This window comes from Hominenteromicrobium sp. (assembly GCF_046974225.1).
Classification (GTDB): domain Bacteria; phylum Bacillota; class Clostridia; order Oscillospirales; family Acutalibacteraceae; genus Hominenteromicrobium; species Hominenteromicrobium mulieris.
Genome location: NZ_JBKWAE010000002.1, coordinates 137068 through 158957, shown reverse-complemented (window position 1 = coordinate 158957; position 21890 = coordinate 137068). Strand labels below are relative to the sequence as shown.

Sequence of the window (21890 nt, the reverse complement as noted above, 5' to 3'; positions counted from 1 at the left end):
TATCACGTTCCTTTCTGCGAGATGCAAGTTTCAAAAGAGCTTACGCTTCCTCTTCTTCGCCGAAGAAGCCGCTTTCCGGCTTAATGTCGATCTTCCAGCCGGTCAGCTTGGCCGCAAGGCGGGCGTTCTGGCCCTTGTTGCCGATGGCGAGGGAAAGCTGGCTGTCCGGCACGGTAACCTTGCAAACGTGGGAACCGTCCTCTGCCGTTTCAACGGAAAGCACGGTCGCCGGTGCAAGCGCTGCTGCAATGAACTTTGCCGGGTCTTCACTGTAGTCGACAATGTCCATCTTCTCGCCGCCAAGCTCGTTGACGATGTCGGAAACACGCGTGCCGCGTGTACCGATGCAGGCACCCACAGCGTCTACGTCCGGGTTATGGGACATAACGGCGATCTTCGTTCTGGAGCCGGCCTCGCGGGCAACGGCTTTGATTTCTACGGTGCCGTCGAAAATTTCCGGCACTTCCTTTTCAAACAGGCGGCGGATAAGATCCGGGTGCGTGCGGGAGATGATGGCCTTCGGGCCCTTTTCGGTCTCCTTAACGTCTACAACGTAGACCTGTACGTGGTCGCCTTCCTTGACGTTTTCGGTGCCGACCTGCTCTCCCTTCGGCAAAATGGCTTCTGCCTTGCCGATCTTCAGGGACAGCGCACCGGTCTTCGGGTCTACGCGCTCTACAAGGGCGCTGACAAGCTCTTGATGGCGACCCTTGAATTCCTGCATCATCTGGTCGCGCTCGCTGTCACGGATGCCCTGACGGATGATGTTTCTTGCGGTCTGCGCTGCCACACGGCCAAACTGTTTTGTATCGAGACGGTGGCGCACAAAACCGCCGATCTCCGCGCGCGGGTCGTACTGCTTGACGATCTCAAGTGCAATCTCGCGGTTCGGGTTTTCCACTTCTTCTACAATCTCCTTGCGCAGGAACACGTCAAACTTGCCGCTTTCCGGATCCATGTCGATGACAACGTCCTCGTTGCCGTAGCTGTTCTTGCAGGCGGTGGCAATGGCCTTCTTAATCTTATCGATCATGAAATCGACCGGGATGCCTTTTTCCGCTTCAAGGAGCTTCAGAGCCTCAAACAGCTCCTTGCCGTCATTGTTCACTTCTTTTTTCTGCGCTGCTTTTCTTGCCATTTTTCAAATTACCTGCCTTCCGGTATTATTCTTTCAAATTTTTGTATTATAAACGGGAGCCTTCCCGGATCAGTCATAATCTTCGATGAGGTTGACGCTGGCACATTCTTTTCTGGTGAACGTGACCGTGGTGTCTTCCTCGGTGATGACCTCAAAGTCGCCGTTTTCGGCAACGTCGATGAGAATGCCCTCAAGCTCGCGCACGCCGTTTTCAAGCGGGCGAATGAGCTTTACGCGCACCGGCGCTTCAAGGAAAGCCTCAAAGTGCTCCGGGCGGGTGAGCTTGCGGTTGATGCCGGGCGAGGAGACCTCCAAGGTATATTCCTGCGGAATGGGGTCTTCGCTGTCCAGCACGGGATTGATGGCGCGGGTGAGGTCTACGCAGTCGTCGATGCCTACGCCGCCTTCCTTGTCAATAAAAATGCGCAGATACCAATCCGCGCCCTCTTTCGTGAACGTAACGTCCCAGATTATGAGCCCAAGCTCCTTTGCGAGCGGCTCTGCCAGCGCGCGCACGATCTCCGTGGTGCTGCCTTTCTTTTTCTCTGCCATACGCAGCTTCCTTTCTCCGCCCGCTTTTCGGCGGCTGTGTCTGTTTGGGATATACACCCTAATACAAACAAAAGAGCGGGTCGCCCCACTCTTTCATCATCCTACTATCTTACCGTAAAGATTATACCACAGCGCCGCTTTTTTTGCAAGGAGAAAAACAAAGTTTTCCGCACAAATACGGGTGTGTTTTTACGTTTTGGCACGGCATTTTTCACAGGCTGTATGCCCCTGCCGCGCAAAACAACGTCCGTGCGCTTTATTTCCCGAAAAACACAAAAAACGGACGCGCCGCCTTTTTGCGGTCACGTCCGTCGTTTGTGCTTATTTTATTCCGCTGCGGATTCAAGCTCGGAGGTCGTGCTCTCTTCCTCATCGCCCTTTACGGGCTTATTCTGCGCGATGACTTCCTTTGCTTCCAGAACCTTCTGGATATCGCTCATGCGCACGGAGCCGGTCGGCTGATCGTTCAGTGTGGCAACGGCGCGGCGTTCGGATGCCGGATCTGCGTAGAACTTAATCTCCTCGCTCTTTCTGCCGTCGAAGAAATCATACTTGATTGTGAGGATCGGGTCGCCCTGCGGCTCCTGAATGTCCTCGTTCAAAACGGAGATGGCGAGCAACATCTGGTAGAACGGCTGGTAGTAATCGTAGTTGATTTCCTTGCCGTCCTTCGAGACTTCCAAATCGTAGAATGTGTTCGTCTCGGTGGATTTCTCCTCGTTCTCGATGCGGGTTACGTCGTAGACATCCGTACCGGTGGACGAGGTGAGGGTCACGCGGGAAACGCTCTTGATGTACGGCAGGCGCACAAAGCCGTCGCGCAGGGAATACACTTCAATATTCACCCAAGAGGTCACGGCGCTGTCCGTGATGGTGTAGATCGTTGTGTCGTCGTCCACCATCATGCTGTACAGGTCGCCGGTCTTATCGCCGAGCTTAATGACATGGTGCTCATCGTTCATCGTGTAATCGCACACAGCGACCGGGTTATCCAGACCGTACTTTGCGATGTCTTCTTCCGTAGCGTGTACGGCGAGGACACCGGCAGCCGTCACGTTTTGCAGCTGCTTCACAAAGTCGTCGATCTTGCCGGAGTTCATGCCGGCGTAGATCGGCTCTGTAATGTCGTACGCGAGCACTTCGTCATCGGAAAGGCCGAACTGAATTTCTTCCGGATAGTTCTGGCCGGAAAGGTGCAGGCTGTTGATTTCGCTTGTGCTGTCCGTCTCGGTACCGTCCGTCGCGGTGATGGTCGGCGTCGGAATTGCGATGAGAGACTTATTGAGGAAGTCGTACTTAGACTGCTTCAAATACGTGGAAACGGGCACGATGTACACTTCGTCCTCATACAGCATGTAAGAGCCGGAGGATTCACCGGCTTTATTGCCGATGGTGAACGTCTGGGACGTGCCGTCCGTGTAGTTCATGGTGATCTTGTAGCCTTCGCCGCTGCCGAGACCGTACTCGGAGAGGTCCTCTACCTCACCGACCTTCTTCGTCGGCGTGATGGAGTATAGGCGGTCTGCAAGGCTCTTTACGTTCGAGTAGAGCACATCAAGGTCGTCCCAGCCTTCAATGGTGAACGTCTGCTCGGTGTCGCCGCTCGAGGTGGTCGTTTCCGTCGGGATGATCGTATAGCTGTCGTCCGCGGCGAGGTCTTCAATGCCGATGTTCTTCACGTCTTCGGCGGTCTTATCGATCAGTGCGGGCTCCGTGCTCTCGGAAACGGTGCTGGAACTGTTTGCGTCGTCTTCACTGTCCTTCGGAGACGTGAGGATCAGCGCTGCGGCAGCCGCGCCCAGCACGATGAGCACAACGAGCGTGATGATAATGTATTTTGTGGTTTTCTTCATGGAAAGCAGGTTCCTTTCTTCGACTTACAGATGTCTTCTTCTGAGGAAGATGACAAGGCCGATGACAAGGACGGCAACCGGCACCACAATGGTGAACAACATCATACCAATGCTCCAAGTTACAGCAGAGGAAGCATTAATATCCATTGTATTCGTTTGTGTCTGGTTAACAGTAAGACCTACGCGGGTGTCCGTCGTTCCTGTAAGGTTCTTAATGAGGTCCAACGTAACATCCTTATTGCCAAAGGTGGAGTTGCCCAATAAACTACTTCCATCATAGAAATCCGCTGCACAACCATCAACAACTACATTTGCGCATATCTTACCCTGATTATCCATATAGCGCTGTGCAAATGCAAGAATAGTATATGTGTCCGTTTCCGGTGTTTCGAGAACCTTTTCATCGTTGGAAAGGTAAGCAGTATCACTGGTTTCAATCACAGAATAAGTACTGATATCGTTGTTTGCTGTAAACAAACGCTTTACGGGAGCAGCCTGTACCTTTACAACATTATCATAAGTTTTGCTAAGTACACTATCTGTAACATTTGCAAAAATTGCATACGGCATATTATAAAGAGTGTTATTGGTGTTGCTCTCCAATACCTCCTGAGACTGAGGCTCCATACCCCACTCAGCTAAGAAAGAAGAAAGATTTGGCATAGAACTCCAGCCAGCATTCGGCGCTGTCATTACATACAGCGTTCTGGAAGAAGCCATTTTCTCGTCACCAAGATAGGCTTCAAGCTTAGAAAGCTCGTCGGATGTATAATCGGTAGTCGGCATACCAAGTACAACGATAGATGCGTCTTCCGGAATTTCGTCTGTCAGCATGTTGAACTCTTTGACTTCAAAGTTATTGTCATTTAACAATCCTGTGAAACTCGTAGATGTTGAGGTTGTAATAGCTTCGCTATGACCCGTTGCGAATGCGACGACCGGAACGGTATCGAGGTTAACGAGGTACAGGGCGTTTGCAAGTGCGCCGTCTACCTTGGAGTAGTAGTTATACTGGCCGGTGGAAGAATCCTGCTGGATGCTGAACAGGTCGGTAACGGCGAGCGTCTTGTGGCGCTTATCCGTCTTGACCATGACCTTGCCGGTCGTAAGGGAGTCACCGGCATAATCGCTGATGAACTGCGGGTTCATGTCCGGGTCGATGTACTCGACTTTGATCTTGTCGTTCAGCTCATGCAGACGGTCTGCGAGGTTCGCGACCTGACTGTACTTTAAGCTGTAATTGGAATAGACCTCATCGCCGCGGATCGCGTCCTCGGAGCCGATGATGTAAATGGTCGTTTCGTTGACGATCTCCTTTGCCACGTCCGTTGCTTCATCGCTCAGGGTATTGAGGCCCTCTTTCGTGAGGTCGAAGTTCATGGACGGAAAACGCGTGGTCAGCGCAGAGACCAGAACGTTGATGACGATAATCACGGCGATAAACACAACCGTGAACACAACGGCCAAAGAGCCGTGCTTGAATTTTTCTTTATGCACCGCGGTCTTTACTGCGGAAAGGTTCGGTTTCTTACTCATCTCTATGCTCCTCCCTTAGTTCCAGCGGCGGCTTTCCACTCTGCGGGCGGTCAGGAACACAAACACAGCCGCCACGCTGATGAAGTACACGCAGCTTGAAACGCTGAATATGCCCTGCGTGAAGGTATCATATCGCGAGGTGAACGAGATCCATGTGAGGATGGTGCCGATGAAGTTGCCGGAGAGCGCAGACGCAATCTGGTCGACGAACATCAGGAAAACGGCAATGACGAACGTGCCGATAGCCGCGATGACCTGGCTGATGGTGAGGCCGGAAATGAACACACCGATGGAGATCATAGCCGCGCCGTACAGCAGCGTGCCGATGTAGTTGCCAAAGAGAATGCCCCACGGGAACGCGGAGGAGAAAAAGCCCATCGTGATGGCCGGCAGCAGTGCCAGGGTGTTCGCGATGAAATACACGCCGAACGCCGCGAGGAACTTGCCCATAACGATGCCCGTCACGCTGACCGGCGCCGTGATGAGCGCCTGGTCGGTCTTATTCTTGCGATCATCGCTCATGCTGCGCATCGTGATGATCGGCATGATCATCATGCTGAACATAAACATGGTGCTGAACACCTGCGTGATGTACGAGCTGGAGCCGATGGCCATAACCTGATAATAGAAGAAGCCGTAAAGCGCAAGCAGCGCCGCCACGACGACATAGCCGACCGGGGAAGCGAAGTACGCTCTCATCTCTCTTTTGAATATTGCTCTCATTTCTCTGCATCCTCCTTCGTTTCAGCCTCTTCGGGCTCAGATGCTTCGGTATTTTCGGGTTCTGTTTCCACTTCAACCGCAGGCTCTGCCGGAGCAGCGTGGGAAGCATCGCCGCTTGTAAGCTGCAGGAAGACTTCCTCCAGCGTGAGGTCTGTGTTTCTCAAAGCCAGCAGCGGCCAGCCCTTGCGGGTGAGCAGTGCAAACAGGTTGCGGCGCAGGTCGTAGTTCGGCTCGCCCTCGATGGAAATCTCGAAGACGCCCTTTTCCTTCTCGCCGAGGGAGTAAACCTCCACAATGTGCTCCATGCCGCGGATGGCCTGCAGAATTTCGCTTTCCGGGCCGTCAATGCGCGCAATGATGCGGTGCTCTGCGGAAAGGTCGTGCGCCAACGTATCCGTTGCGCCGTCCGCCACAAGGCAGCCGTTGTTCATGACAATCACGCGCTCGCACACGGCCTGCACTTCGGGCAGGATGTGGGAGGACAGAATAATCGTGTGGTTTCTGCCGAGGCTCTTGATGAGGTTGCGGATCTCGATGATCTGCTTCGGGTCAAGACCGACGGTGGGCTCGTCCAGAATGAGGACAGGCGGGTTGCCGAGCAGAGCCTGCGCAATGCCGACACGCTGCTTGTAGCCCTTAGACAGGTTGCCGATGAGACGAGTGTAGACGTTGTCAATCTTCGTCAGGCGGCAGATCTCGCCGATATGCTGCTTGCGGTCGAGCTTGACGCCCTTCAGCTCATACATGAAGTTGAGGTACTCTTTGACCGTCATATCCATGTAAAGCGGCGGAAGCTCCGGCAGGTAGCCGATGAGCTTTTTCACTTCGTTCGGGTTTTCCAGGGTATTTTTGCCCTGTACCGTGACCGAACCGCTCGTGGCGGAAAGGTACCCGGTGATGATATTCATGGTTGTGGATTTACCTGCACCGTTCGGCCCGAGGAAGCCGACGATGGTGCCCTCTTCAACCGTGAAGCTGACATTGTTCAGCGCGGTATTTGTACCGTAGCGCTTCGTGAGGTTTTTGACCTCGATCATGTTTGATGACCATCCTTTCTCTGCGGGACGGAAATATGTACCCGGGAAATTCCCGTGCAAAGTCCTCCCCAATGGCGCCCGCGCAGCTGCGCGTCGCTCGAAACGGTTTTGAACATGCGGTGAACCTTTTGTGGAAAAAGGGAGACCGCTTCCGGAACCGTTTAGATCCTCTGTTTTGGGTTTCCGCGCCCCTATGCAGGGCAGCGGAAGCGCACAAATTATCATACCGCAGTTTTCGCCGTTTTGCAATAGCCATGCCGTATTTCGGGCAAAAAATTAAGTCAACACTGCATAAAGAACGTGCTTTGCGCAGTGTTGACTTAACAAAACAAACGATAACTTTAGTTATCCGCATTATAGCGGCTTTCTGTGACGGCTATGTGAAAAAACAATTCGCAAGTATGAACAAAATGTGAACTCCTCACAAACCGTACACTGTCTGTACACATGCGGTATCTCAAAAAATCATTCGCCGCGCAGCAATGCGATCTCGGCGGGGATGTTCTCCGCGCGGAACACGGCTGTGCCTGCCACGGCAACGTCTGCACCGTTTTCGCGGCAGATGGGCGCGGTTTCACGGTTCACGCCGCCGTCCACCTCTAAGATGAGCTCCGGGCGTTTTGCACGCAGCGCGCGCAGCTTTTCCATTTGATCAGCCATGAACTTCTGGCCGCCGAAGCCCGGCTCCACCGTCATGACGAGCACCATATAAAGGCGGTCGAGGTACGGGTACAGGCACTCAACGGGCGTGCCCGGCTTTAAAGACAACGCCGGCTTTACGCCGTACTTTTCAATTTCGGTAATGGTTTCATCAATGTCGTCGTCGCACTCCACATGGAACGTGATGATCTCTGCGCCGGCCTCCGCAAACTGGCGGATATACTGCTTCGGGTGCGAGATCATGAGGTGCACGTCAAACGTAAGGTCGCTTAACGGACGCAGTGCCTTGACGACATCCGGGCCAAAGCTGATGTTCGGCACGAAATGACCGTCCATAATATCGAGGTGCAGCCAATCGGCCGCGCTGACGGACTTTGCGCACTCGCCCATGCGGGTAAAGTCGCTTGCGAGCATAGAAGGTGCAATTTTCATTTTTACCACTTCTTTCTACGAGAAGAAATTTACGGATTTTGCGGTTAAAAGTTATCTTTTTCGTCGTCCTTTTCCTGCATTTTATTCATGGCGGCTTCCGCTTTCCAGCCTCTGCGGTTCAGAATAAAGAACACGATTGCCAGCACAACGAGAACGACGAACGTGAGCACTTTTAATACGGCGCCCGGTGTGCCCTGAAACACTTTCCAATCCGGGAAAAGCGAATCCAAAAGCCACCACACGCCAAGCACAAGGAAAAATCCGCCTGCAACGTAGAATATCTTATTCTCTTTCGACAGACGGAAAATCAAGATCAGTCCTGCAATAAGCCACATGGCAGCATATACATAACCCATGGTATCCTATCCTTTCTAAAGACATACGCCTTATCTTCTCTTTGTTGACCTGCTTTATTATAACGGATAGTGCCCCAAAATACAAGGAAATCCGCAGAAAATACACAAAATATCGAAATTCTCACATTTTATAACCGAAAATTTTCCCTTCTTCTCCTTTTGCGGAGTAATGAAGAATTTACGCTCCCCGCAAAACGCAAAAAGGCTGCCGGCAAAAGCCGACAGCCAATTTCACTGATTATATTGAGATCAGATCAGCTCAATGATCGCCATCTCAGCTGCGTCGCCGCGGCGCGGCCCGAGCTTCGTGATGCGGGTGTAGCCGCCGTTACGGTCAGCATACTTCGGAGCGATTTCCTTGAACAGCTTGTTCGTGACGCTTTCCTTGGTGATGAAAGCCATGACGTTTCTTCTGTTTGCAAGGGTATCTTCCTTCGCGATTGTGATCATCTTTTCAGCAAGAGCGCGGACTTCCTGTGCTCTTGTTGCAGTTGTCTCGATCTTTCCGTTCTCGAAGAAGAACGTAACGAGGCCGCGCAGCATAGCCAGTCTATGTGCAGTGTCTCTTCCGAGTTTTCTTGTTCCCGGCATGATTGTCACTCCTATCGTTTGGTAATGGTAATTAAATTATTCATCGTCCTTGCGGAGGCTGTAGCCGAGCTGCGCAAGCTTCCAGATGACTTCTTCAAGCGACTTGCGGCCCAGGTTTCTGACCTTCATCATGTCTTCTTCGGACTTTGAAACAAGGTCTTCCACCGTGTTGATGCCGGCGCGCTTTAAGCAGTTGAAGGAACGGACGGAAAGGTCCAGCTCTTCAATCGTCATCTTGAGCACCTGTGCATCATCGCTGCCGCTCTTCTCTACGATGGTATCCATCGCCTTACCCTTTTCGGAAAGGTCAACGAAGAGGTTCAGCTGGTCTGTAAGGATCTTGGCAGCGAGCGACACCGCCTCTTGTGCGGTAATAACTCCGTTTGTCCATACCTCAAGGGTCAGCTTGTCGAAATCGATGCGCTGGCCTACACGGGCAGGCTCTACGTTAAAGTTAACCTTTAACACCGGTGTGTAAATAGAATCAACTGCCAATTCACCGATCACGCCCTGCGGCATATTCTGCTTGTTGCGTTCACCGGAAACATAGCCGCGGCCCTCATCGAGCACGATCTCCATGTACAGCTTTGCGCCTTCACCAAGCGTTGCAATGTGCAGGTCCGGGTTCAGGATCTCTACTTCGCTGTCGCACTTGATGGAATCTGCCGTTACGATGCAGGGGCCTTCAGCAGAAATCTCCACGGTTTTCGGGCCTTCGCAGTGCAACTTGGCAATGAGACCCTTGATGTTCAGAACGATTTCGGTGACATCTTCCTTAACACCCGGAATGGTGGAGAACTCGTGTACGACGCCGTCGATCTTGATCGACTTCGGGGCTACACCCGGCAGGCTGGAAAGAAGCACACGGCGCAGGCTGTTGCCCAGCGTAGTGCCGAAGCCGCGCTCCAGCGGCTCTACCATAAACCGGCCGTAAGTGTTATCGTTGGATAATTCCTCGGTCTCTATTCTCGGTCTTTGTATCATCTCAATCATTTGCGATCCTCCTTTACACATTTGACGTAATTCGTAAAACCCATAAAATAATGTTAAGTTTTACTGGATTACTTGGAGTACAACTCAACGATGAGATGCTCTTCTACCTCAAATTCAATGTCGCTGCGCTCCGGCATGCGAAGGATCTTGCCCTCAAGGGCTTCCTTGTTGCGCTCCATCCACTCGGGAGTGGTGACGAGCGGTGCGTCTGCGCCGGTGAGCTTGGAGAACTTCACGCTGCTACGGCTAGCTTCACGCACAGCAATGACGTCGCCCGGCTTCACAAGGTAAGACGGAATGTTGACCTTCTTGCCGTTCACGGTGAAGTGACCGTGGTTGACAAGCTGGCGTGCGTCGCGGCGGGTGGAAGCAAAGCCGAGACGGAACACGACGTTATCGAGACGACGCTCCAGCAGACGAAGCAGGTTTTCGCCCGTCATGCCGGTCTGACGCTCAGCCATATCAAAATAGCTTGCAAACTGGTGCTCCAGAACGCCGTAAATAAACTTCAGTTTCTGCTTCTCCTTGAGCTGAGTTGCATATTCAGACTGCTTTCTGCGCATACCGTTGCCCGGATTGCGGATGGTGGTCTTCTTGCTGTAACCCATAACGGCCGGAGAAATGCCCAGCGCTTTGCAGCGCTTTGCAATGGGCTGTCTGTTCTTAGCCATATTCTGTAACCTCCTAATCTGTTATACGCGTCTTCTCTTCGGCGGGCGGCATCCGTTGTGCGGGATCGGCGTTACGTCTTTGATCATGCTGACCTCAAGACCTGCCGACTGCAGTGCACGGATAGCGGCTTCACGGCCTGCGCCCGGGCCCTTAACATAGACTTCTACGCTCTTCATGCCATGCTCCATAGCAATCTTAGCCGCGGTCTCCGCAGCGGTCTGTGCTGCGAACGGCGTGGACTTTCTGGAACCACGGAAACCGAGCTCGCCGGCGCTTGCCCAGGATACCGCATTGCCCTGCGTATCAGTGATGGTTACGATCGTGTTGTTGAAGGTGGACTGGATATGTGCAGCGCCACGCTCAATATTCTTGCGCTCACGGCGTCTGCGGACTGCGGTTACTGCTTTCTTTCCGCCTTTTGTAGCTGCCATTTAAAATCCCTCCCGATTACTTCTTCTTGTTGGCCATGGTCTTTCTCGGACCCTTGCGCGTTCTTGCGTTGGTCTTAGAGCGCTGGCCTCTTACCGGCAGGCCCTTGCGGTGACGGACACCGCGGTAGCAGCCGATTTCAACGAGTCTCTTGATATCGAACGCAACATTACGGCGGAGGTCGCCCTCAACGGTGTAGTGGTGGTCGATATATTCTCTCAACTTTGTAGCGTCATCTTCAGAAAGATCTCTTACGCGGATGTCCGGATCAACGCCCGTAGCAGCGCAGATGTCCGACGCTGTCTTGCGGCCGATGCCGAAGATGTAGGTAAGAGCAATCTCGATTCTTTTGTCTCTGGGTAAATCAATACCAGCAATACGAGCCATGCTTATTGCACCTCCATAAATATTTCAGAGCCTCAGCCCTGGCGCTGCTTGTGCTTCGGGTTTTCACAGATGACCATGACTTTACCCTTGCGCTTGATGATCTTGCATTTTTCACACATCTTCTTAACAGAAGGTCTGACTTTCATTTGTGTGCCCTCCTTATGCGTTGTGGGGTCTTCAAATCTATTTTATCTTACTTGGAACGCCACGTAATGCGTCCCTTTGTCAGATCGTACGGGCTCATTTCCAGTGTGACCTTATCGCCCGGAAGGATGCGGATGAAATTCATGCGCAGCTTGCCGGAGATGTGAGCCAGGATCATATGCCCGCCTGGGATCTCTACCTGGAACGTCGCGTTCGGCAGAGCTTCCTTTACGATTCCTTCTACTTCAATTACGTCCTGCTTTGACATTCTTGTCTCACCAATCCTTACATTTAAATGTTACGTTGTGTGCGCTCTGTATGCTGTGAGCGCCGTGCGTATTTGTCGATTGGTCGAAAGGCTCTCTTCGCTGAGCACCGTCGCCGTCGGGGCTAAATGCATCAGCTTTTTCTTTTTCGGTGCTTCCATCCTGCGACGTTTGCCGTCTGCCATGTAGGCATACACGCCGTCCGTTTTCAGCACCACCTGAAAATCGCCTTTATCATGACCTTTAAGCGACCGCATAATCTGTCCGCGTACACAGTCCATCTGACACCTCAATCCAGTGATGTGAGAATCACAGGGCCGTCGGGTGTAATGGCTATACTGTGTTCAAAGTGGGCGGCAAGCTTGCCGTCCTTCGTCACGGTGGTCCAGCCGTCTTTGAGAATTTTAACCTCGCAGCTGCCCTGCGTGACCATGGGCTCGATCGCGATCGTCATGCCCGGTAACAGGCGTACACCCCTGCCGGGGGTGCCGTAATTTGGAACACTGGGGTCTTCATGCAGCTTCGCACCTACGCCGTGGCCGACAAATTCCCGTACCACCGAGTAATTGCGAGCTTCGACATACTGCTGCACTGCGGAGCCGATATCGCCGATGCGGTTGCCCGGCACAGCCTTTTCAATCGCAAGGAACAGGCTCTCTCGGGTCGCATCCATCAGCTTCTGTGCTTCTTCGGAAACTTTGCCGCACGGGAAGGTCCATGCGTTGTCTCCGTTGAATCCCTCATAGATTGCGCCAACGTCAATGGAAACGATATCGCCCTCTTTGAGAATTTCGTGTGCTGAAGGTATGCCGTGGATAACCACATTATTTACCGAAATGCAGGCGCTCGCCGGAAAACCGCCATAACCGAGAAAGCTGGGCACGGCGCCCGCCTTCTCGATTGTTCTTCTGACGATCTTGTCCAGTTCGAGTGTAGAAACACCCGGACGGACCGCTTCACCGGCCTTCAGCAATGCTTCCTGCGAAATCTTTCCCGCGTCACGCATATAACGCAGTTCACGGGTCGTTTTCAGGTTAATCATGCTTACGCCTCTAATGCTTTGAGTGTGAGGGCGGTCGTATCGGCGACCTCCTCCTGACCTTCTACGATGTGCAGCTTGCCCTGCTTCTCGTAGTATTCCTTTAAGGGCTCGGTCTGCTCGTGATAGACGCGCAGGCGGTCCTTAACGGTATCCGGGTGGTCATCCTTGCGCTGAACAAGGGTGCCGCCGCAGTTCGTGCAGACGCCTTCCACTGCCGGCTTCTTGTAAAGCAGGTGGTAGGAAGAGCCGCACTTTTCGCAGACACGGCGTCCGGACATTCTCGTGACGATCTTCTCGTCGGGCACTTCGATATCGATGACCCGATCGATCACAACGCCGGAAGCGTCCAGAGCCTCGGCCTGCGGAATGGTTCTCGGGAAACCGTCGAGGATAAAACCGTTTTTGCAGTCTTCCTCTGCCAGACGGTCCTTGATGATACCGATGACGATCTCATCCGGGACAAGCTGGCCGGCATCCATAAAGGCTTTCGCCTTGAGGCCCATTTCCGTGCCGCTTTTCAGCGCCTCTCTCAGAATATTGCCCGTAGAAATGGCGGGTATTCCGAGATGTTTGCAGATAACTTCTGCCTGGGTGCCTTTACCGGCACCCGGTGCACCTAAAAGGATCAGCTTCATTGTTCATGACTCCTTTCGTATCTTATGCGCCCGGGGGCTTAATCAAGGAAGCCCTTGTAGTGACGCATCATCATCTGAGATTCGATCTGCTTTACAGTCTCCAGCGCAACGCCGACCATGATGATGACGGACGTGCCGCCCATGGAAAGGCCATACATGCCGGTGAGGTTGCTGTAAAGGATCGGCAGGATCGCAACGAACGCGAGGAAGATCGCGCCGATGAGCGTTATCTTGGAAAGGATCTTGCTGATGAACTCCGCCGTCGGACGGCCCGGACGGATGCCGGGGATCGTACCGTTATTGGTGCGGAGGTTGTTCGCCATTTCAATCGGGTTGTACTGGATCGTCATGTAGAAGTAAGCAAACACAACGATGAGCAGCAGGTACAGAACACTGTACAGCCAGCCGGTGGAGGAGAAGGCATTGAAGAAGCCCTTCCAGAAGCCGGTCGGTTCGCCGACAAAGAGGCGAATGGTGCTCGGAATGGAGAGGATCGCAGACGCGAAGATGACCGGCATAACACCGCTCATGGTCACTTTGATCGGCAGGAACGTGCTCTGACCGCCGTAAACCTTTCTGCCAACGACCTTCTTAGCATACTGCACCGGAATGCGGCGCTCGGAATCGTTCATGAAAACGATGACCCAAATGACCGCGAGGAAAAGGATGATGAACAGCGGTGCAAAGACAAAGTACTTACCGTAGCTCTCCGGAGACTGCATTGCAGCCGAGAAGTAGCTCCAGATCTGACCCATCGTAACCGGAAGACGTGCGACGATACCGGCAAACAAGATGATGGAAATGCCGTTGCCTACGCCCTTCTGGTTGATCTGCTCACCCATCCACATGATCAGCGCCGTGCCGGCGGTGAACGTGAGAACAATAATGATTGCAGTAAATACTGCGGAGAAACCTTCCTTGTACAGGGTAATGTTATTGTTTCTCAGGTAGAAATAATAAGCGGTACCCTGAATGAGGCCGAGACCCACCGTGGTGTATCTCGTAATGGCAGCAATTTTCTTTCTGCCTTCTTCGCCTTCCTTCGCCATGCGCTCCAAGGCGGGAATCGCCACCGTGAGGAGCTGAATGATGATGGAAGAGTTGATGTACGGGGTGATACCCATTGCAAACAGCGTTGCATTTGCGAACGCGCCGCCCGTTAACATATTGATATAACCCAGTGCAGTTTCATTGGCGCTTGCCATCAGCGTGTTGAGCGCGGAAACGTTCAGGAACGGTACCGGCACAACAGAGCCGAAACGGAAAGCAATGATGATCAAAAGCGTATACAGGAGTTTCTTACGGAGATCCGGGATCCTCCAAGCGTTTTTGAGTGTATTAAACACTTAGATCACCTCGGCCTTCCCACCTGCAGCCTCAATTTTCGCCTTGGCTGCTTCGGAGAAAGCGTTAGCCTTAACGGTAACCTTTTTGGTCAGCGCGCCATTGGAAAGAACCTTAACACCGTCGCATGCAGACTTGATGATGCCTGCTTCAACGAGTGCTGCCTGATCGACGACTGCGCCGTCTTCAAAGGCGTTGAGGGCGTTCAGGTTGATCGCAACGATCTCCTTAGCGAAGATATTGTTGAAACCTCTCTTCGGGATTCTTCTCTGCAGCGGCATCTGACCGCCTTCAAAACCGGGGCGGAAACCGTGGCCCGCTCTTGCCTTCTGACCTTTGTGGCCCTTACCGGCTGTTTTACCGTTGCCGGAGCCATGACCTCTGCCGATGCGCTTTGCGTCCTGCATTGCGCCCGGGGTAGCTCTGAGTTCATTGAGCTTCATTCAAACACACCTCCTTAGCCTTTGATAACCTCGACCAAATGAATGATCTTCTTGATTTTGCCCTCTGTTTGTGCATTATCGGGCTGAGTGGTTGTATCGCCGACCTTATGCAGGCCGAGCGCCTCGGCGGTTGCAATCTGGGGCTTTTTGCAGCCGATGAGGCTCTTTTTCAACGTAATCTTTACGTCTGCCATATTGCAAACCTCCTTACAGAATTTCACTTACGGACTTGCCGCGAACAGCTGCAACCTCTTCTGCAGTTCTCAGCTCAGAGAGACCTGCGAGGGTTGCGCGTACAACGTTGCACGGGTTGTTGGAACGCAGTGCCTTTGTACGGATGTCCTTGATGCCAACGCTTTCAACAACGGCACGAACCGGGCCGCCTGCGATAACGCCGGTACCGGGTGCTGCCGGCTTTAAGAGAACACGGCCTGCGCCGAATTCGCCGACGATCTCGTGCGGGATGGTGGAGCCGCGCAGAGCAACCTTCTGCAGGTTCTTCTTAGCGTCTTCAATGCCCTTGCGGATCGCGTCCGGAACTTCGCCGGACTTGCCGATGCCAAAGCCTACGATGCCGTTGCCGTCACCGACAACAACAAGAGCGGCAAACTTAAAGATACGGCCGCCTTTAACGGTCTTGGAAACGCGGTTGATAGCAACTACGCGCTCCTTCAGATCGAGTGTGGATGCGTCAATTTTCATAGCCAAAACAATATTCCTCCTTCTTAGAAGTTGAGGCCGCCCTCGCGGGCGCCGTCGGCCAGCTCTTTGACGCGGCCGTGGAAGATATAGCCGCCGCGGTCGAAGACCACATCGGTGATACCCTTTTCTGCTGCTCTTTCTGCGATCAGCTTGCCTACTGCGTGTGCTGCTTCTTTGTTTCCGCCGTTGCCGGTAAACGCCTTCTCAACCGAGGATGCTGCGCACAGTGTAACACCGTTCACATCATCGATGATCTGAGCGTAAATATGCATATTGGAGCGGAAAACATCGAGGCGCGGTCTTTCCGGTGTGCCGCTGATCTTGCCGCGAACTCTCTTGTGGCGGCGCAGTCTGGCTACGTTCTTATCTGCCTTACTAACCATTTTTATCTCACTCCTAACCTATTATTTACCCTTACCGGTCTTGCCTTCCTTGCGGCGAACAATCTCATCAATGTACTTGATGCCCTTGCCCTTGTACGGCTCCGGCGGTCTCTTCTCGCGGACTTCCGCTGCGAACTGGCCGACCTTCTGCTTGTCGATGCCATTGATGATGATCTTGTTCGGAGCCGGAACTTCGATCTTGATCTCGTCCGTTTCCGGAACGATGACCTGATGCGAGAAACCGAGGTTCATAACCAGGTTTGTGCCCTGCTTCTGAACACGGTAGCCAACACCGTTGACTTCGAGCTCTTTCTTAAAGCCTTCCGTTACACCCACGATCATGTTGTGGATAAGGGTACGGGTGAGGCCGTGCAGAGAACGGTTCTCTTTGTCGTCGTTCGGACGTGTAACAACAATCTCAGCGCCCTCCACAGCGATGTTCATGCTCGGCTGGAACTTCTGAGTCAGCGTGCCCTTCGGGCCCTTGACCGTTACGCAGCTACCGTCTACCTTAACCTCGACGCCTGCGGGAATATTTATCGGTTTTCTTCCAATTCTGGACATGTTATTGCACCTCCCTGATTACCAAATGAACGCGAGAACTTCGCCGCCGATGTTCATCTTTCTTGCCTCGCGGTCGGTCATAACGCCCTTAGAGGTGGAGATGATGGCGGTGCCGAGGCCCTTCATGACCTTCGGCAGCTCTGCTGCGTTGGAATAGATGCGGAGACCCGGCTTAGAGACTCTCTTGAGGCCCTTGATTGCCGGCACGCCGCCTTCAACATACTTCAGTGTTACGGTGATGACGCCCTGTTTGCCGTCCTCGGTAACCGTAAAGCTCTTGACATAACCTTCGTCAACAAGAATCTGGCAAATAGCCTTCTTCATGTTAGAAGCAGGGATGTCAACAGTGTCATGCTTCGCAGACTGAGCGTTGCGGATACGGGTAAGCAGGTCAGCGATTGTATCTGTAATCTGCATGATTTATTAACCTCCTATAAAGCTTTTACCAGCTTGCTTTCTTAACACCCGGGATCTGGCCCTTATAAGCCAGCTCACGGAAGCAGATACGGCAGATGCCGAACTTGCGAAGGTAGGCATGCGGCCTGCCACAGATCTTGCATCTGTTATATTCGCGCGTAGAGAACTTCTGCTCTCTCTGCTGCTTGAGTTTCATTGAAGTCTTGGCCACAGTATTCCCTCCTTACTTTTCAAACGGAGCGCCCATGAGCTTCAGGAGCTCGCGGCCCTCTTCATCGGTATTTGCCGTCGTAACGAAGCACACATCCATGCCGCGGACCTTGTCGATCTTATCGTACTCGATCTCAGGGAAGATGAGCTGCTCTTTGATACCCATGCTGTAATTGCCTCTGCCGTCGAAGGAGTTGGGGTTGATGCCGCGGAAGTCACGCACGCGCGGAAGCGCTACGTTGAACAGGCGGTCCATGAACTCCCACATCTTCTCGCCGCGCAGCGTTACCTTAACGCCGATCGGCATGCCTTCACGGAGCTTGAAGTTTGCAACGGACTTCTTAGCTCTGCAAACGATGGGCTTCTGGCCGGTGATCTTCGCGAGGTCGCCGGAAATGGAATCGATGACCTTCGCGTTGTCTTTTGCCTCGCCGGCGCCGACATTGATCACAATTTTATCGAGCTTCGGGATCTGCATAACGCTCTTGTAGCCGAACTTCGTCATGAGAGCGGGTGCGACCTCTGCTTTGTAAAAATCATTCAGTCTTGCCATTTTATTCCCTCCAGATTAAAGCGACTCGCCGCATTTTTTGCAAATGCGCTCTTTTGTGCCATCCTCAAGCACTTTGTGGGTGACACGGGTCGGCTTGCCGCAGCGGGGGCAAACAACCTGGACCTTGCAGGCGTAGATCGCGGACTCTGCCTTGATGATGCCGCCGGCCTCGCCCATCTTGCGGGGCTTTACGTGCTTAGAGACAATGTTGGCATTCTCTACGATGACCTTGCCCTCTTTCGGGGAAACAGCCATGATCTTGCCCTTCTTGCCGCGGTCTTTACCGCTGAGGATAACGACGGTGTCACCGGTTTTAACATGAACTTTACTCATTTCAGGACACCTCCAATTAAAGAACTTCCGGGGCGAGGGACAGAATCTTCATGTATTCCTTGTCGCGCAGTTCGCGAGCGACCGGCCCGAAGATACGTGTGCCTCTGGGGTTTTTATCATCACGGATGATGACGGCTGCGTTTTCGTCGAAACGAATGTAGGTGCCGTCTTCGCGGCGAACGCCGGATGCGGATCTTACGATAACCGCCTTAACTACGTCGCCCTTCTTAACAACTCCGCCGGGTGCTGCTTTTTTAACAGATGCTACCACGACGTCGCCGATATTTGCATACCTCCGGCCTGTACCACCGAGAACGCGGATGCACATAAGCTCCTTCGCTCCTGTGTTGTCGGCCACCTTGAGGTAAGTCTGCTGCTGAATCACAGTAAATTCCTCCTTCTGCTAAAGCCGATTATTTGGCTTTCTCGATAATCTCAACCAGGCGCCATCTCTTATCCTTAGAGAGGGGACGAGTTTCCATAATACGCACTCTGTCGCCGATGCCGCAGACGTTCTCTTCGTCATGGGCTTTTCTCTTAACGGTACGCTTGATGATCTTGTTGTAAAGCGGATGTCTGTAACTGTCCTCAACAGCAACAACGATTGTCTTATCCATCTTATTGCTGACGACCTTGCCGACAGTTGTCTTTCTCATGTTTCTTTCGCTCACGTCTAATCCTCCCTTCCCTTATGCGTTCTCTTTGCTAAGCTCATTCGCACGGATAACTGTCTTAACACGAGCGATGTCCTTCTTAACCGCCGAGATGCGCATCGGGTTTTCGAGCTGGTTAATAGCGAGCTGGAATCTGAGGTTAAAGAGCTCAGCCTTGAGGTCATTCAGTTTTGTGTTCAGCTCTTCTGCTGTGAGCTGTCTGATTTCAGAAGCTTTCATTACTCTTAGCCCTCCTCTTTTGCTACAAACTTGCACTTAATCGGAAGCTTGTTGCTTGCAAGGCGAAGTGCCTCACGTGCAGTCTCTTCCGAAACACCGCCGAGCTCGAACATAACTCTGCCGGGCTTAACGACGGCTACCCAGTACTCCGGGGAACCTTTACCGGAACCCATTCGGGTTTCAGCCGGCTTCTGTGTGATCGGCTTGTCCGGGAAAATTTTGATCCAAACTTTACCGAAACGCTTGCAGTAACGCGTCATAGCAACACGGGCTGCTTCGATCTGGTTGGAGGTGATCCATGCGGGCTCAAGAGCCTGAAGGCCGAAGTCGCCGTATGTCACCTTATTGCCGCGATATGCCTTACCGGTCAGGCGACCTCTGTGCACTCTGCGGTATTTAACTCTCTTAGGCAGTAACATTACGCACGTCCTCCTTCTCTCTTATTGTTTCTGCGGGTGTTGTTGCTCTCGTTGAGCACTTCGCCCTTGTACAGCCAAACCTTAACGCCGATGCGGCCGTAGGTGGTAGCTGCTTCTGCAAAGCCGTAATCGATGTCCGCACGGATGGTCTGCAGCGGAATGGTACCGTCATGATACTGCTCGCTTCTTGCGATTTCCGCACCGTTCAAACGGCCGGAGCACATGATTTTGATACCCTTTGCGCCGAGCTTCATGGAGCGGCCGATGCACTGCTTCATCGCACGTCTGAATGCGATTCTCTTTTCGAGCTGCTGTGCAACGTTCTCTGCTACGAGCTGTGCGTCGAGGTCCGGGCGCTTAACTTCAACAATGTTGATGACGACCGGCTTGCCGAGCTGCTTCTCGCACTGTGCGCGGAGCTTCTCGATTTCTGCGCCGCCCTTACCGATGACCATACCGGGCTTTGCGCAGTGAATGTGAATGCGAACCTTGGAGGCATCGCGCTCAATTTCAATCTTCGGAACACCTGCGAGGTAGAGCTGCTTCTTCAGCGTTTTGCGGAGGTTGTAGTCCTCAACGAGCGTATCGCCGAAATCAGCTTTCTTTGCGAACCAGCGGGAATCCCAGTCTTTGATGACGCCCACGCGTAAGCCGTGGGGATTAACTTTCTGACCCATTTATGTGACCTCCTCGCTTATTCCTTCTCTTTCACAACGAGTGTGACATGAGAGGTTCTCTTCAAAATTCTGTAAGCTCTTCCCTGAGCTCTCGGGCGGATTCTCTTGAGCATCGGACCCGGGCAAACGTAGCACTCGGAAACATAGAGGTTGTTTCTGTCCATGTTGAAGTTGTTCTCTGCGTTTGCGATCGCGCTCTTGAGGAGCTTCTCGAGATCTTCGCACGCCGCCTTCGGGGTGTGCTTCAGGATTGCCATTGCGAGGTCAACGGGCTTGTTTCTGATGAGGTCCAGAACGATCTCAACCTTGCGGGGAGAAATTCGGGTATACTTCAGAACTGCTTTTGCTTCCATCTTATACTCTCCTTTCTCTTAGCGGCTGGTCTTGGAACCGGCGTGACCCTTGAAGGTGCGGGTCGGGGCGAACTCGCCGAGCTTGTGACCGACCATATCTTCTGTCACGTAAACCGGAACGTGCTTGCGGCCGTCATGGACGGCGATTGTGTGACCGACGAAATCCGGGAAGATCATGGAAGCGCGGCTCCATGTCTTGACGATCTTCTTTTCGCCGTTCTCATTCATTGCCTGAATCCTTTTAAGCAGTGCGGGCTGACAAAAAGGACCCTTTTTTAAGCTTCTGCTCATGTTCTTTTAAGCTCCTTTCCGTGCCTTACTTACCGTTTCTGCGCTTAACGATGAACTTGTTGCTTGCCTTCTTCTTGGAACGAGTCTTATAACCAAGAGCCGGCTTGCCCCACGGTGTAACCGGGCCCGGGCGACCAACAGGGCTCTTGCCCTCACCGCCGCCGTGCGGGTGGTCATTCGGGTTCATGACGGAACCTCTGACGGTCGGTCTCCAACCCATGTTTCTCTTACGGCCGGCCTTACCGATCTTCACGTTCTCGTGGTCGATATTGGAAACCTGGCCGACGGTTGCCATGCAGGCATCCGGAACATTTCTCAGCTCGCCGGACGGGAGTCTCAGCAGAGCCATGCCGTTTTCCTTAGCCATCAGCTGAGCCATGATGCCGGCTGCACGGGCAAGCTGTGCGCCCTTGCCGGGATAAAGCTCAACGTTGTGGACAAAGGTACCGGTGGGGATATTTGCGAGCGGCAGTGCGTTGCCGGGCTTAATATCTGCATCCTTACCGGAGAATACCTGATCGCCGACCTTCAGGCCGTTCGGTGCGATGATGTATCTCTTCTCGCCGTCTTCGTACTGCACGAGTGCGATGAAAGCGGAACGGTTCGGGTCGTACTCGAGGGTAAGGACCGTAGCAGCCATGTCGTTCTTCTGGCGCTTGAAGTCGATCACACGGTACTTCTTGCGGTTGCCGCCGCCTCTGTGGCGAACGGTGATTCTGCCGTAGCTGTTGCGGCCGGCAGCTTTATTCTTCGGAGCCAGCAGGCTCTTCTCCGGACCCGTCTTGCTCAATGCGCTGAAGTCCGTGGTGGACATGTTGCGGCGAGCATTCGTAGTCGGCTTATAGTTAATGATTGCCATTGT

The 21890-nt window shown here is 53.1% G+C and carries 37 protein-coding genes; 1 reads left to right on the top strand and 36 read right to left on the bottom strand.

The window, feature by feature from the left end; translation table 11 throughout:
• Positions 1-40: 40 nt before the first annotated feature.
• The 6 genes from nusA to ACLTX1_RS02415 all read right to left on the bottom strand — a co-directional run bounded on the left by nusA (position 41) and on the right by ACLTX1_RS02415 (position 6839).
• A complete protein-coding gene (gene nusA, locus ACLTX1_RS02440; protein ID WP_176819606.1) occupies positions 41-1138 on the bottom strand; it encodes a transcription termination factor NusA in 1098 nt (365 codons plus the stop codon).
• Positions 1139-1207: 69 nt separating this feature from the next.
• Positions 1208-1690 (bottom strand): ribosome maturation factor RimP, encoded by a 483-nt coding sequence (rimP, locus tag ACLTX1_RS02435; protein ID WP_176819607.1) that lies wholly within the window; start codon positions 1688-1690, stop codon positions 1208-1210.
• A 326-nt stretch (positions 1691-2016) separates the two neighbouring features.
• Complete coding sequence (locus ACLTX1_RS02430; RefSeq protein WP_412330407.1) at positions 2017-3543, bottom strand: DUF4340 domain-containing protein; 1527 nt, start codon at positions 3541-3543, stop codon at positions 2017-2019.
• 24 nt (positions 3544-3567) lie between these two features.
• Positions 3568-5079, bottom strand: coding sequence for a Gldg family protein (locus tag ACLTX1_RS02425; protein ID WP_412330406.1), 1512 nt, complete (start codon positions 5077-5079; stop codon positions 3568-3570).
• A gap of 15 nt (positions 5080-5094) precedes the next feature.
• Complete coding sequence (locus ACLTX1_RS02420) at positions 5095-5802, bottom strand: ABC transporter permease (RefSeq protein WP_176819610.1); 708 nt, start codon at positions 5800-5802, stop codon at positions 5095-5097.
• A complete protein-coding gene (locus tag ACLTX1_RS02415) occupies positions 5799-6839 on the bottom strand; it encodes an ABC transporter ATP-binding protein (RefSeq protein WP_308449464.1) in 1041 nt (346 codons plus the stop codon). Before ACLTX1_RS02415 ends, ACLTX1_RS02420 begins: the two co-directional genes overlap by 4 nt.
• 71 nt (positions 6840-6910) lie before the next feature.
• Here ACLTX1_RS02415 and ACLTX1_RS02410 point away from each other — a divergent pair, with 71 nt between their 5' ends.
• The gene (locus tag ACLTX1_RS02410; RefSeq protein WP_176819612.1) at positions 6911-7255 is read left to right on the top strand and encodes a hypothetical protein; all 345 of its coding nucleotides are present in this window, start codon (positions 6911-6913) and stop codon (positions 7253-7255) included.
• A gap of 49 nt (positions 7256-7304) precedes the next feature.
• On the opposite strand, the gene rpe is transcribed toward ACLTX1_RS02410, so the two are convergent.
• The 30 genes from rpe to rplB all read right to left on the bottom strand — a co-directional run bounded on the left by rpe (position 7305) and on the right by rplB (position 21887).
• Positions 7305-7931: a ribulose-phosphate 3-epimerase gene (gene rpe / locus ACLTX1_RS02405; RefSeq protein WP_176819613.1), complete on the bottom strand. Its 627-nt coding sequence runs from the start codon at positions 7929-7931 to the stop codon at positions 7305-7307.
• Between the two features lie 44 nt (positions 7932-7975).
• A complete protein-coding gene (locus tag ACLTX1_RS02400; protein ID WP_412330405.1) occupies positions 7976-8287 on the bottom strand; it encodes a hypothetical protein in 312 nt (103 codons plus the stop codon).
• Between the two features lie 249 nt (positions 8288-8536).
• The gene (gene rplQ, locus ACLTX1_RS02395; RefSeq protein ID WP_176819615.1) at positions 8537-8878 is read right to left on the bottom strand and encodes a 50S ribosomal protein L17; all 342 of its coding nucleotides are present in this window, start codon (positions 8876-8878) and stop codon (positions 8537-8539) included.
• Between the two features lie 36 nt (positions 8879-8914).
• The gene (locus tag ACLTX1_RS02390; RefSeq protein WP_176819616.1) at positions 8915-9871 is read right to left on the bottom strand and encodes a DNA-directed RNA polymerase subunit alpha; all 957 of its coding nucleotides are present in this window, start codon (positions 9869-9871) and stop codon (positions 8915-8917) included.
• A 68-nt stretch (positions 9872-9939) separates the two neighbouring features.
• Positions 9940-10542, bottom strand: coding sequence for a 30S ribosomal protein S4 (gene rpsD / locus ACLTX1_RS02385; RefSeq protein ID WP_308449467.1), 603 nt, complete (start codon positions 10540-10542; stop codon positions 9940-9942).
• 21 nt (positions 10543-10563) lie between these two features.
• Positions 10564-10974, bottom strand: a complete 411-nt coding sequence (gene rpsK / locus ACLTX1_RS02380) for a 30S ribosomal protein S11 (protein WP_176819618.1) — start codon at positions 10972-10974, stop codon at positions 10564-10566.
• A gap of 16 nt (positions 10975-10990) precedes the next feature.
• On the bottom strand, positions 10991-11359 hold the full coding sequence (rpsM, locus tag ACLTX1_RS02375; RefSeq protein ID WP_176819619.1) for a 30S ribosomal protein S13: 369 nt from the start codon (positions 11357-11359) through the stop codon (positions 10991-10993).
• Between the two features lie 32 nt (positions 11360-11391).
• Positions 11392-11505: a 50S ribosomal protein L36 gene (rpmJ, locus tag ACLTX1_RS02370; protein ID WP_004824776.1), complete on the bottom strand. Its 114-nt coding sequence runs from the start codon at positions 11503-11505 to the stop codon at positions 11392-11394.
• 47 nt (positions 11506-11552) lie between these two features.
• Positions 11553-11771 (bottom strand): translation initiation factor IF-1, encoded by a 219-nt coding sequence (infA, locus tag ACLTX1_RS02365; RefSeq protein WP_176819620.1) that lies wholly within the window; start codon positions 11769-11771, stop codon positions 11553-11555.
• 30 nt (positions 11772-11801) lie between these two features.
• Positions 11802-12026 (bottom strand): hypothetical protein, encoded by a 225-nt coding sequence (locus ACLTX1_RS02360; RefSeq protein ID WP_412264912.1) that lies wholly within the window; start codon positions 12024-12026, stop codon positions 11802-11804.
• Positions 12027-12058: 32 nt separating this feature from the next.
• Entirely contained in the window at positions 12059-12811 is a 753-nt protein-coding gene (gene map, locus ACLTX1_RS02355; RefSeq protein ID WP_176819622.1) for a type I methionyl aminopeptidase, read from the bottom strand.
• 2 nt (positions 12812-12813) lie between these two features.
• Complete coding sequence (locus tag ACLTX1_RS02350; protein WP_176819623.1) at positions 12814-13446, bottom strand: adenylate kinase; 633 nt, start codon at positions 13444-13446, stop codon at positions 12814-12816.
• Positions 13447-13484: 38 nt separating this feature from the next.
• Positions 13485-14792 (bottom strand): preprotein translocase subunit SecY, encoded by a 1308-nt coding sequence (gene secY / locus ACLTX1_RS02345; RefSeq protein ID WP_395506953.1) that lies wholly within the window; start codon positions 14790-14792, stop codon positions 13485-13487.
• Positions 14793-15233 (bottom strand): 50S ribosomal protein L15, encoded by a 441-nt coding sequence (gene rplO, locus ACLTX1_RS02340; protein WP_176819625.1) that lies wholly within the window; start codon positions 15231-15233, stop codon positions 14793-14795.
• A 14-nt stretch (positions 15234-15247) separates the two neighbouring features.
• Positions 15248-15427 (bottom strand): 50S ribosomal protein L30, encoded by a 180-nt coding sequence (gene rpmD / locus ACLTX1_RS02335; protein WP_176819626.1) that lies wholly within the window; start codon positions 15425-15427, stop codon positions 15248-15250.
• 13 nt (positions 15428-15440) lie between these two features.
• Positions 15441-15935 (bottom strand): 30S ribosomal protein S5, encoded by a 495-nt coding sequence (gene rpsE, locus ACLTX1_RS02330; RefSeq protein ID WP_308449515.1) that lies wholly within the window; start codon positions 15933-15935, stop codon positions 15441-15443.
• 23 nt (positions 15936-15958) lie between these two features.
• Positions 15959-16318: a 50S ribosomal protein L18 gene (gene rplR / locus ACLTX1_RS02325; protein WP_176819628.1), complete on the bottom strand. Its 360-nt coding sequence runs from the start codon at positions 16316-16318 to the stop codon at positions 15959-15961.
• 21 nt (positions 16319-16339) lie between these two features.
• Complete coding sequence (gene rplF, locus ACLTX1_RS02320) at positions 16340-16882, bottom strand: 50S ribosomal protein L6 (RefSeq protein WP_395590824.1); 543 nt, start codon at positions 16880-16882, stop codon at positions 16340-16342.
• A gap of 18 nt (positions 16883-16900) precedes the next feature.
• Positions 16901-17299, bottom strand: a complete 399-nt coding sequence (gene rpsH / locus ACLTX1_RS02315; RefSeq protein WP_316687334.1) for a 30S ribosomal protein S8 — start codon at positions 17297-17299, stop codon at positions 16901-16903.
• A gap of 25 nt (positions 17300-17324) precedes the next feature.
• Positions 17325-17510 (bottom strand): type Z 30S ribosomal protein S14, encoded by a 186-nt coding sequence (locus ACLTX1_RS02310; RefSeq protein WP_176819631.1) that lies wholly within the window; start codon positions 17508-17510, stop codon positions 17325-17327.
• Between the two features lie 12 nt (positions 17511-17522).
• A complete protein-coding gene (gene rplE / locus ACLTX1_RS02305) occupies positions 17523-18062 on the bottom strand; it encodes a 50S ribosomal protein L5 (protein ID WP_316520631.1) in 540 nt (179 codons plus the stop codon).
• A gap of 15 nt (positions 18063-18077) precedes the next feature.
• Positions 18078-18395, bottom strand: coding sequence for a 50S ribosomal protein L24 (gene rplX, locus ACLTX1_RS02300; protein ID WP_176819633.1), 318 nt, complete (start codon positions 18393-18395; stop codon positions 18078-18080).
• A gap of 16 nt (positions 18396-18411) precedes the next feature.
• Complete coding sequence (gene rplN / locus ACLTX1_RS02295) at positions 18412-18780, bottom strand: 50S ribosomal protein L14 (RefSeq protein ID WP_176819634.1); 369 nt, start codon at positions 18778-18780, stop codon at positions 18412-18414.
• Positions 18781-18808: 28 nt separating this feature from the next.
• A complete protein-coding gene (rpsQ, locus tag ACLTX1_RS02290; RefSeq protein WP_176819635.1) occupies positions 18809-19066 on the bottom strand; it encodes a 30S ribosomal protein S17 in 258 nt (85 codons plus the stop codon).
• Positions 19067-19084: 18 nt separating this feature from the next.
• Positions 19085-19288: a 50S ribosomal protein L29 gene (rpmC, locus tag ACLTX1_RS02285; protein ID WP_176819636.1), complete on the bottom strand. Its 204-nt coding sequence runs from the start codon at positions 19286-19288 to the stop codon at positions 19085-19087.
• Positions 19289-19293: 5 nt separating this feature from the next.
• The gene (gene rplP / locus ACLTX1_RS02280) at positions 19294-19707 is read right to left on the bottom strand and encodes a 50S ribosomal protein L16 (RefSeq protein WP_176819637.1); all 414 of its coding nucleotides are present in this window, start codon (positions 19705-19707) and stop codon (positions 19294-19296) included.
• Positions 19707-20384, bottom strand: coding sequence for a 30S ribosomal protein S3 (gene rpsC / locus ACLTX1_RS02275; RefSeq protein WP_176819638.1), 678 nt, complete (start codon positions 20382-20384; stop codon positions 19707-19709). Before rpsC ends, rplP begins: the two co-directional genes overlap by 1 nt.
• A gap of 17 nt (positions 20385-20401) precedes the next feature.
• Positions 20402-20737 (bottom strand): 50S ribosomal protein L22, encoded by a 336-nt coding sequence (gene rplV, locus ACLTX1_RS02270; RefSeq protein WP_176819639.1) that lies wholly within the window; start codon positions 20735-20737, stop codon positions 20402-20404.
• A gap of 18 nt (positions 20738-20755) precedes the next feature.
• Entirely contained in the window at positions 20756-21028 is a 273-nt protein-coding gene (rpsS, locus tag ACLTX1_RS02265; RefSeq protein WP_176819640.1) for a 30S ribosomal protein S19, read from the bottom strand.
• A gap of 25 nt (positions 21029-21053) precedes the next feature.
• Positions 21054-21887, bottom strand: coding sequence for a 50S ribosomal protein L2 (gene rplB, locus ACLTX1_RS02260; protein ID WP_176819641.1), 834 nt, complete (start codon positions 21885-21887; stop codon positions 21054-21056).
• Positions 21888-21890 lie beyond the last annotated feature (3 nt).

What these genes read in the sequence shown, in the direction of transcription:
- rplV (WP_176819639.1), bottom strand. Translation starts at nt 20,737, where the DNA reads ATGGAAGCAAAAGCAGTTCTGAAGTATACCCGAATTTCTCCCCGCAAG.
- infA (WP_176819620.1), bottom strand. Translation starts at nt 11,771, where the DNA reads ATGTCAAAGCAGGACGTAATTGAAGTAGAAGGAATCGTAAAGGAAGCT.
- rimP (WP_176819607.1), bottom strand. Translation starts at nt 1,690, where the DNA reads ATGGCAGAGAAAAAGAAAGGCAGCACCACGGAGATCGTGCGCGCGCTG.
- ACLTX1_RS02390 (WP_176819616.1), bottom strand. Translation starts at nt 9,871, where the DNA reads ATGATTGAGATGATACAAAGACCGAGAATAGAGACCGAGGAATTATCC.
- ACLTX1_RS02430 (WP_412330407.1), bottom strand. Translation starts at nt 3,543, where the DNA reads ATGAAGAAAACCACAAAATACATTATCATCACGCTCGTTGTGCTCATC.
- ACLTX1_RS02420 (WP_176819610.1), bottom strand. Translation starts at nt 5,802, where the DNA reads ATGAGAGCAATATTCAAAAGAGAGATGAGAGCGTACTTCGCTTCCCCG.
- rplX (WP_176819633.1), bottom strand. Translation starts at nt 18,395, where the DNA reads ATGAGTAAAGTTCATGTTAAAACCGGTGACACCGTCGTTATCCTCAGC.
- rpsE (WP_308449515.1), bottom strand. Translation starts at nt 15,935, where the DNA reads ATGAAAATTGACGCATCCACACTCGATCTGAAGGAGCGCGTAGTTGCT.
- rplR (WP_176819628.1), bottom strand. Translation starts at nt 16,318, where the DNA reads ATGGTTAGTAAGGCAGATAAGAACGTAGCCAGACTGCGCCGCCACAAG.
- ACLTX1_RS02410 (WP_176819612.1), top strand. Translation starts at nt 6,911, where the DNA reads ATGGCGCCCGCGCAGCTGCGCGTCGCTCGAAACGGTTTTGAACATGCG.
- ACLTX1_RS02350 (WP_176819623.1), bottom strand. Translation starts at nt 13,446, where the DNA reads ATGAAGCTGATCCTTTTAGGTGCACCGGGTGCCGGTAAAGGCACCCAG.
- ACLTX1_RS02360 (WP_412264912.1), bottom strand. Translation starts at nt 12,026, where the DNA reads ATGCGGTCGCTTAAAGGTCATGATAAAGGCGATTTTCAGGTGGTGCTG.
- rpsM (WP_176819619.1), bottom strand. Translation starts at nt 11,359, where the DNA reads ATGGCTCGTATTGCTGGTATTGATTTACCCAGAGACAAAAGAATCGAG.
- rpsD (WP_308449467.1), bottom strand. Translation starts at nt 10,542, where the DNA reads ATGGCTAAGAACAGACAGCCCATTGCAAAGCGCTGCAAAGCGCTGGGC.
- ACLTX1_RS02400 (WP_412330405.1), bottom strand. Translation starts at nt 8,287, where the DNA reads ATGGGTTATGTATATGCTGCCATGTGGCTTATTGCAGGACTGATCTTG.
- rpe (WP_176819613.1), bottom strand. Translation starts at nt 7,931, where the DNA reads ATGAAAATTGCACCTTCTATGCTCGCAAGCGACTTTACCCGCATGGGC.
- rplB (WP_176819641.1), bottom strand. Translation starts at nt 21,887, where the DNA reads ATGGCAATCATTAACTATAAGCCGACTACGAATGCTCGCCGCAACATG.
- ACLTX1_RS02415 (WP_308449464.1), bottom strand. Translation starts at nt 6,839, where the DNA reads ATGATCGAGGTCAAAAACCTCACGAAGCGCTACGGTACAAATACCGCG.
- rplE (WP_316520631.1), bottom strand. Translation starts at nt 18,062, where the DNA reads ATGGCAAGACTGAATGATTTTTACAAAGCAGAGGTCGCACCCGCTCTC.
- rpsH (WP_316687334.1), bottom strand. Translation starts at nt 17,299, where the DNA reads ATGCAGATTACAGATACAATCGCTGACCTGCTTACCCGTATCCGCAAC.
- nusA (WP_176819606.1), bottom strand. Translation starts at nt 1,138, where the DNA reads ATGGCAAGAAAAGCAGCGCAGAAAAAAGAAGTGAACAATGACGGCAAG.
- rpmC (WP_176819636.1), bottom strand. Translation starts at nt 19,288, where the DNA reads ATGAAAGCTTCTGAAATCAGACAGCTCACAGCAGAAGAGCTGAACACA.
- rplP (WP_176819637.1), bottom strand. Translation starts at nt 19,707, where the DNA reads ATGTTACTGCCTAAGAGAGTTAAATACCGCAGAGTGCACAGAGGTCGC.
- rplO (WP_176819625.1), bottom strand. Translation starts at nt 15,233, where the DNA reads ATGAAGCTCAATGAACTCAGAGCTACCCCGGGCGCAATGCAGGACGCA.
- rpmD (WP_176819626.1), bottom strand. Translation starts at nt 15,427, where the DNA reads ATGGCAGACGTAAAGATTACGTTGAAAAAGAGCCTCATCGGCTGCAAA.
- rpsS (WP_176819640.1), bottom strand. Translation starts at nt 21,028, where the DNA reads ATGAGCAGAAGCTTAAAAAAGGGTCCTTTTTGTCAGCCCGCACTGCTT.
- rpsC (WP_176819638.1), bottom strand. Translation starts at nt 20,384, where the DNA reads ATGGGTCAGAAAGTTAATCCCCACGGCTTACGCGTGGGCGTCATCAAA.
- rpmJ (WP_004824776.1), bottom strand. Translation starts at nt 11,505, where the DNA reads ATGAAAGTCAGACCTTCTGTTAAGAAGATGTGTGAAAAATGCAAGATC.
- ACLTX1_RS02425 (WP_412330406.1), bottom strand. Translation starts at nt 5,079, where the DNA reads ATGAGTAAGAAACCGAACCTTTCCGCAGTAAAGACCGCGGTGCATAAA.
- map (WP_176819622.1), bottom strand. Translation starts at nt 12,811, where the DNA reads ATGATTAACCTGAAAACGACCCGTGAACTGCGTTATATGCGTGACGCG.
- rpsK (WP_176819618.1), bottom strand. Translation starts at nt 10,974, where the DNA reads ATGGCAGCTACAAAAGGCGGAAAGAAAGCAGTAACCGCAGTCCGCAGA.
- rplQ (WP_176819615.1), bottom strand. Translation starts at nt 8,878, where the DNA reads ATGCCGGGAACAAGAAAACTCGGAAGAGACACTGCACATAGACTGGCT.
- rplF (WP_395590824.1), bottom strand. Translation starts at nt 16,882, where the DNA reads ATGTCCAGAATTGGAAGAAAACCGATAAATATTCCCGCAGGCGTCGAG.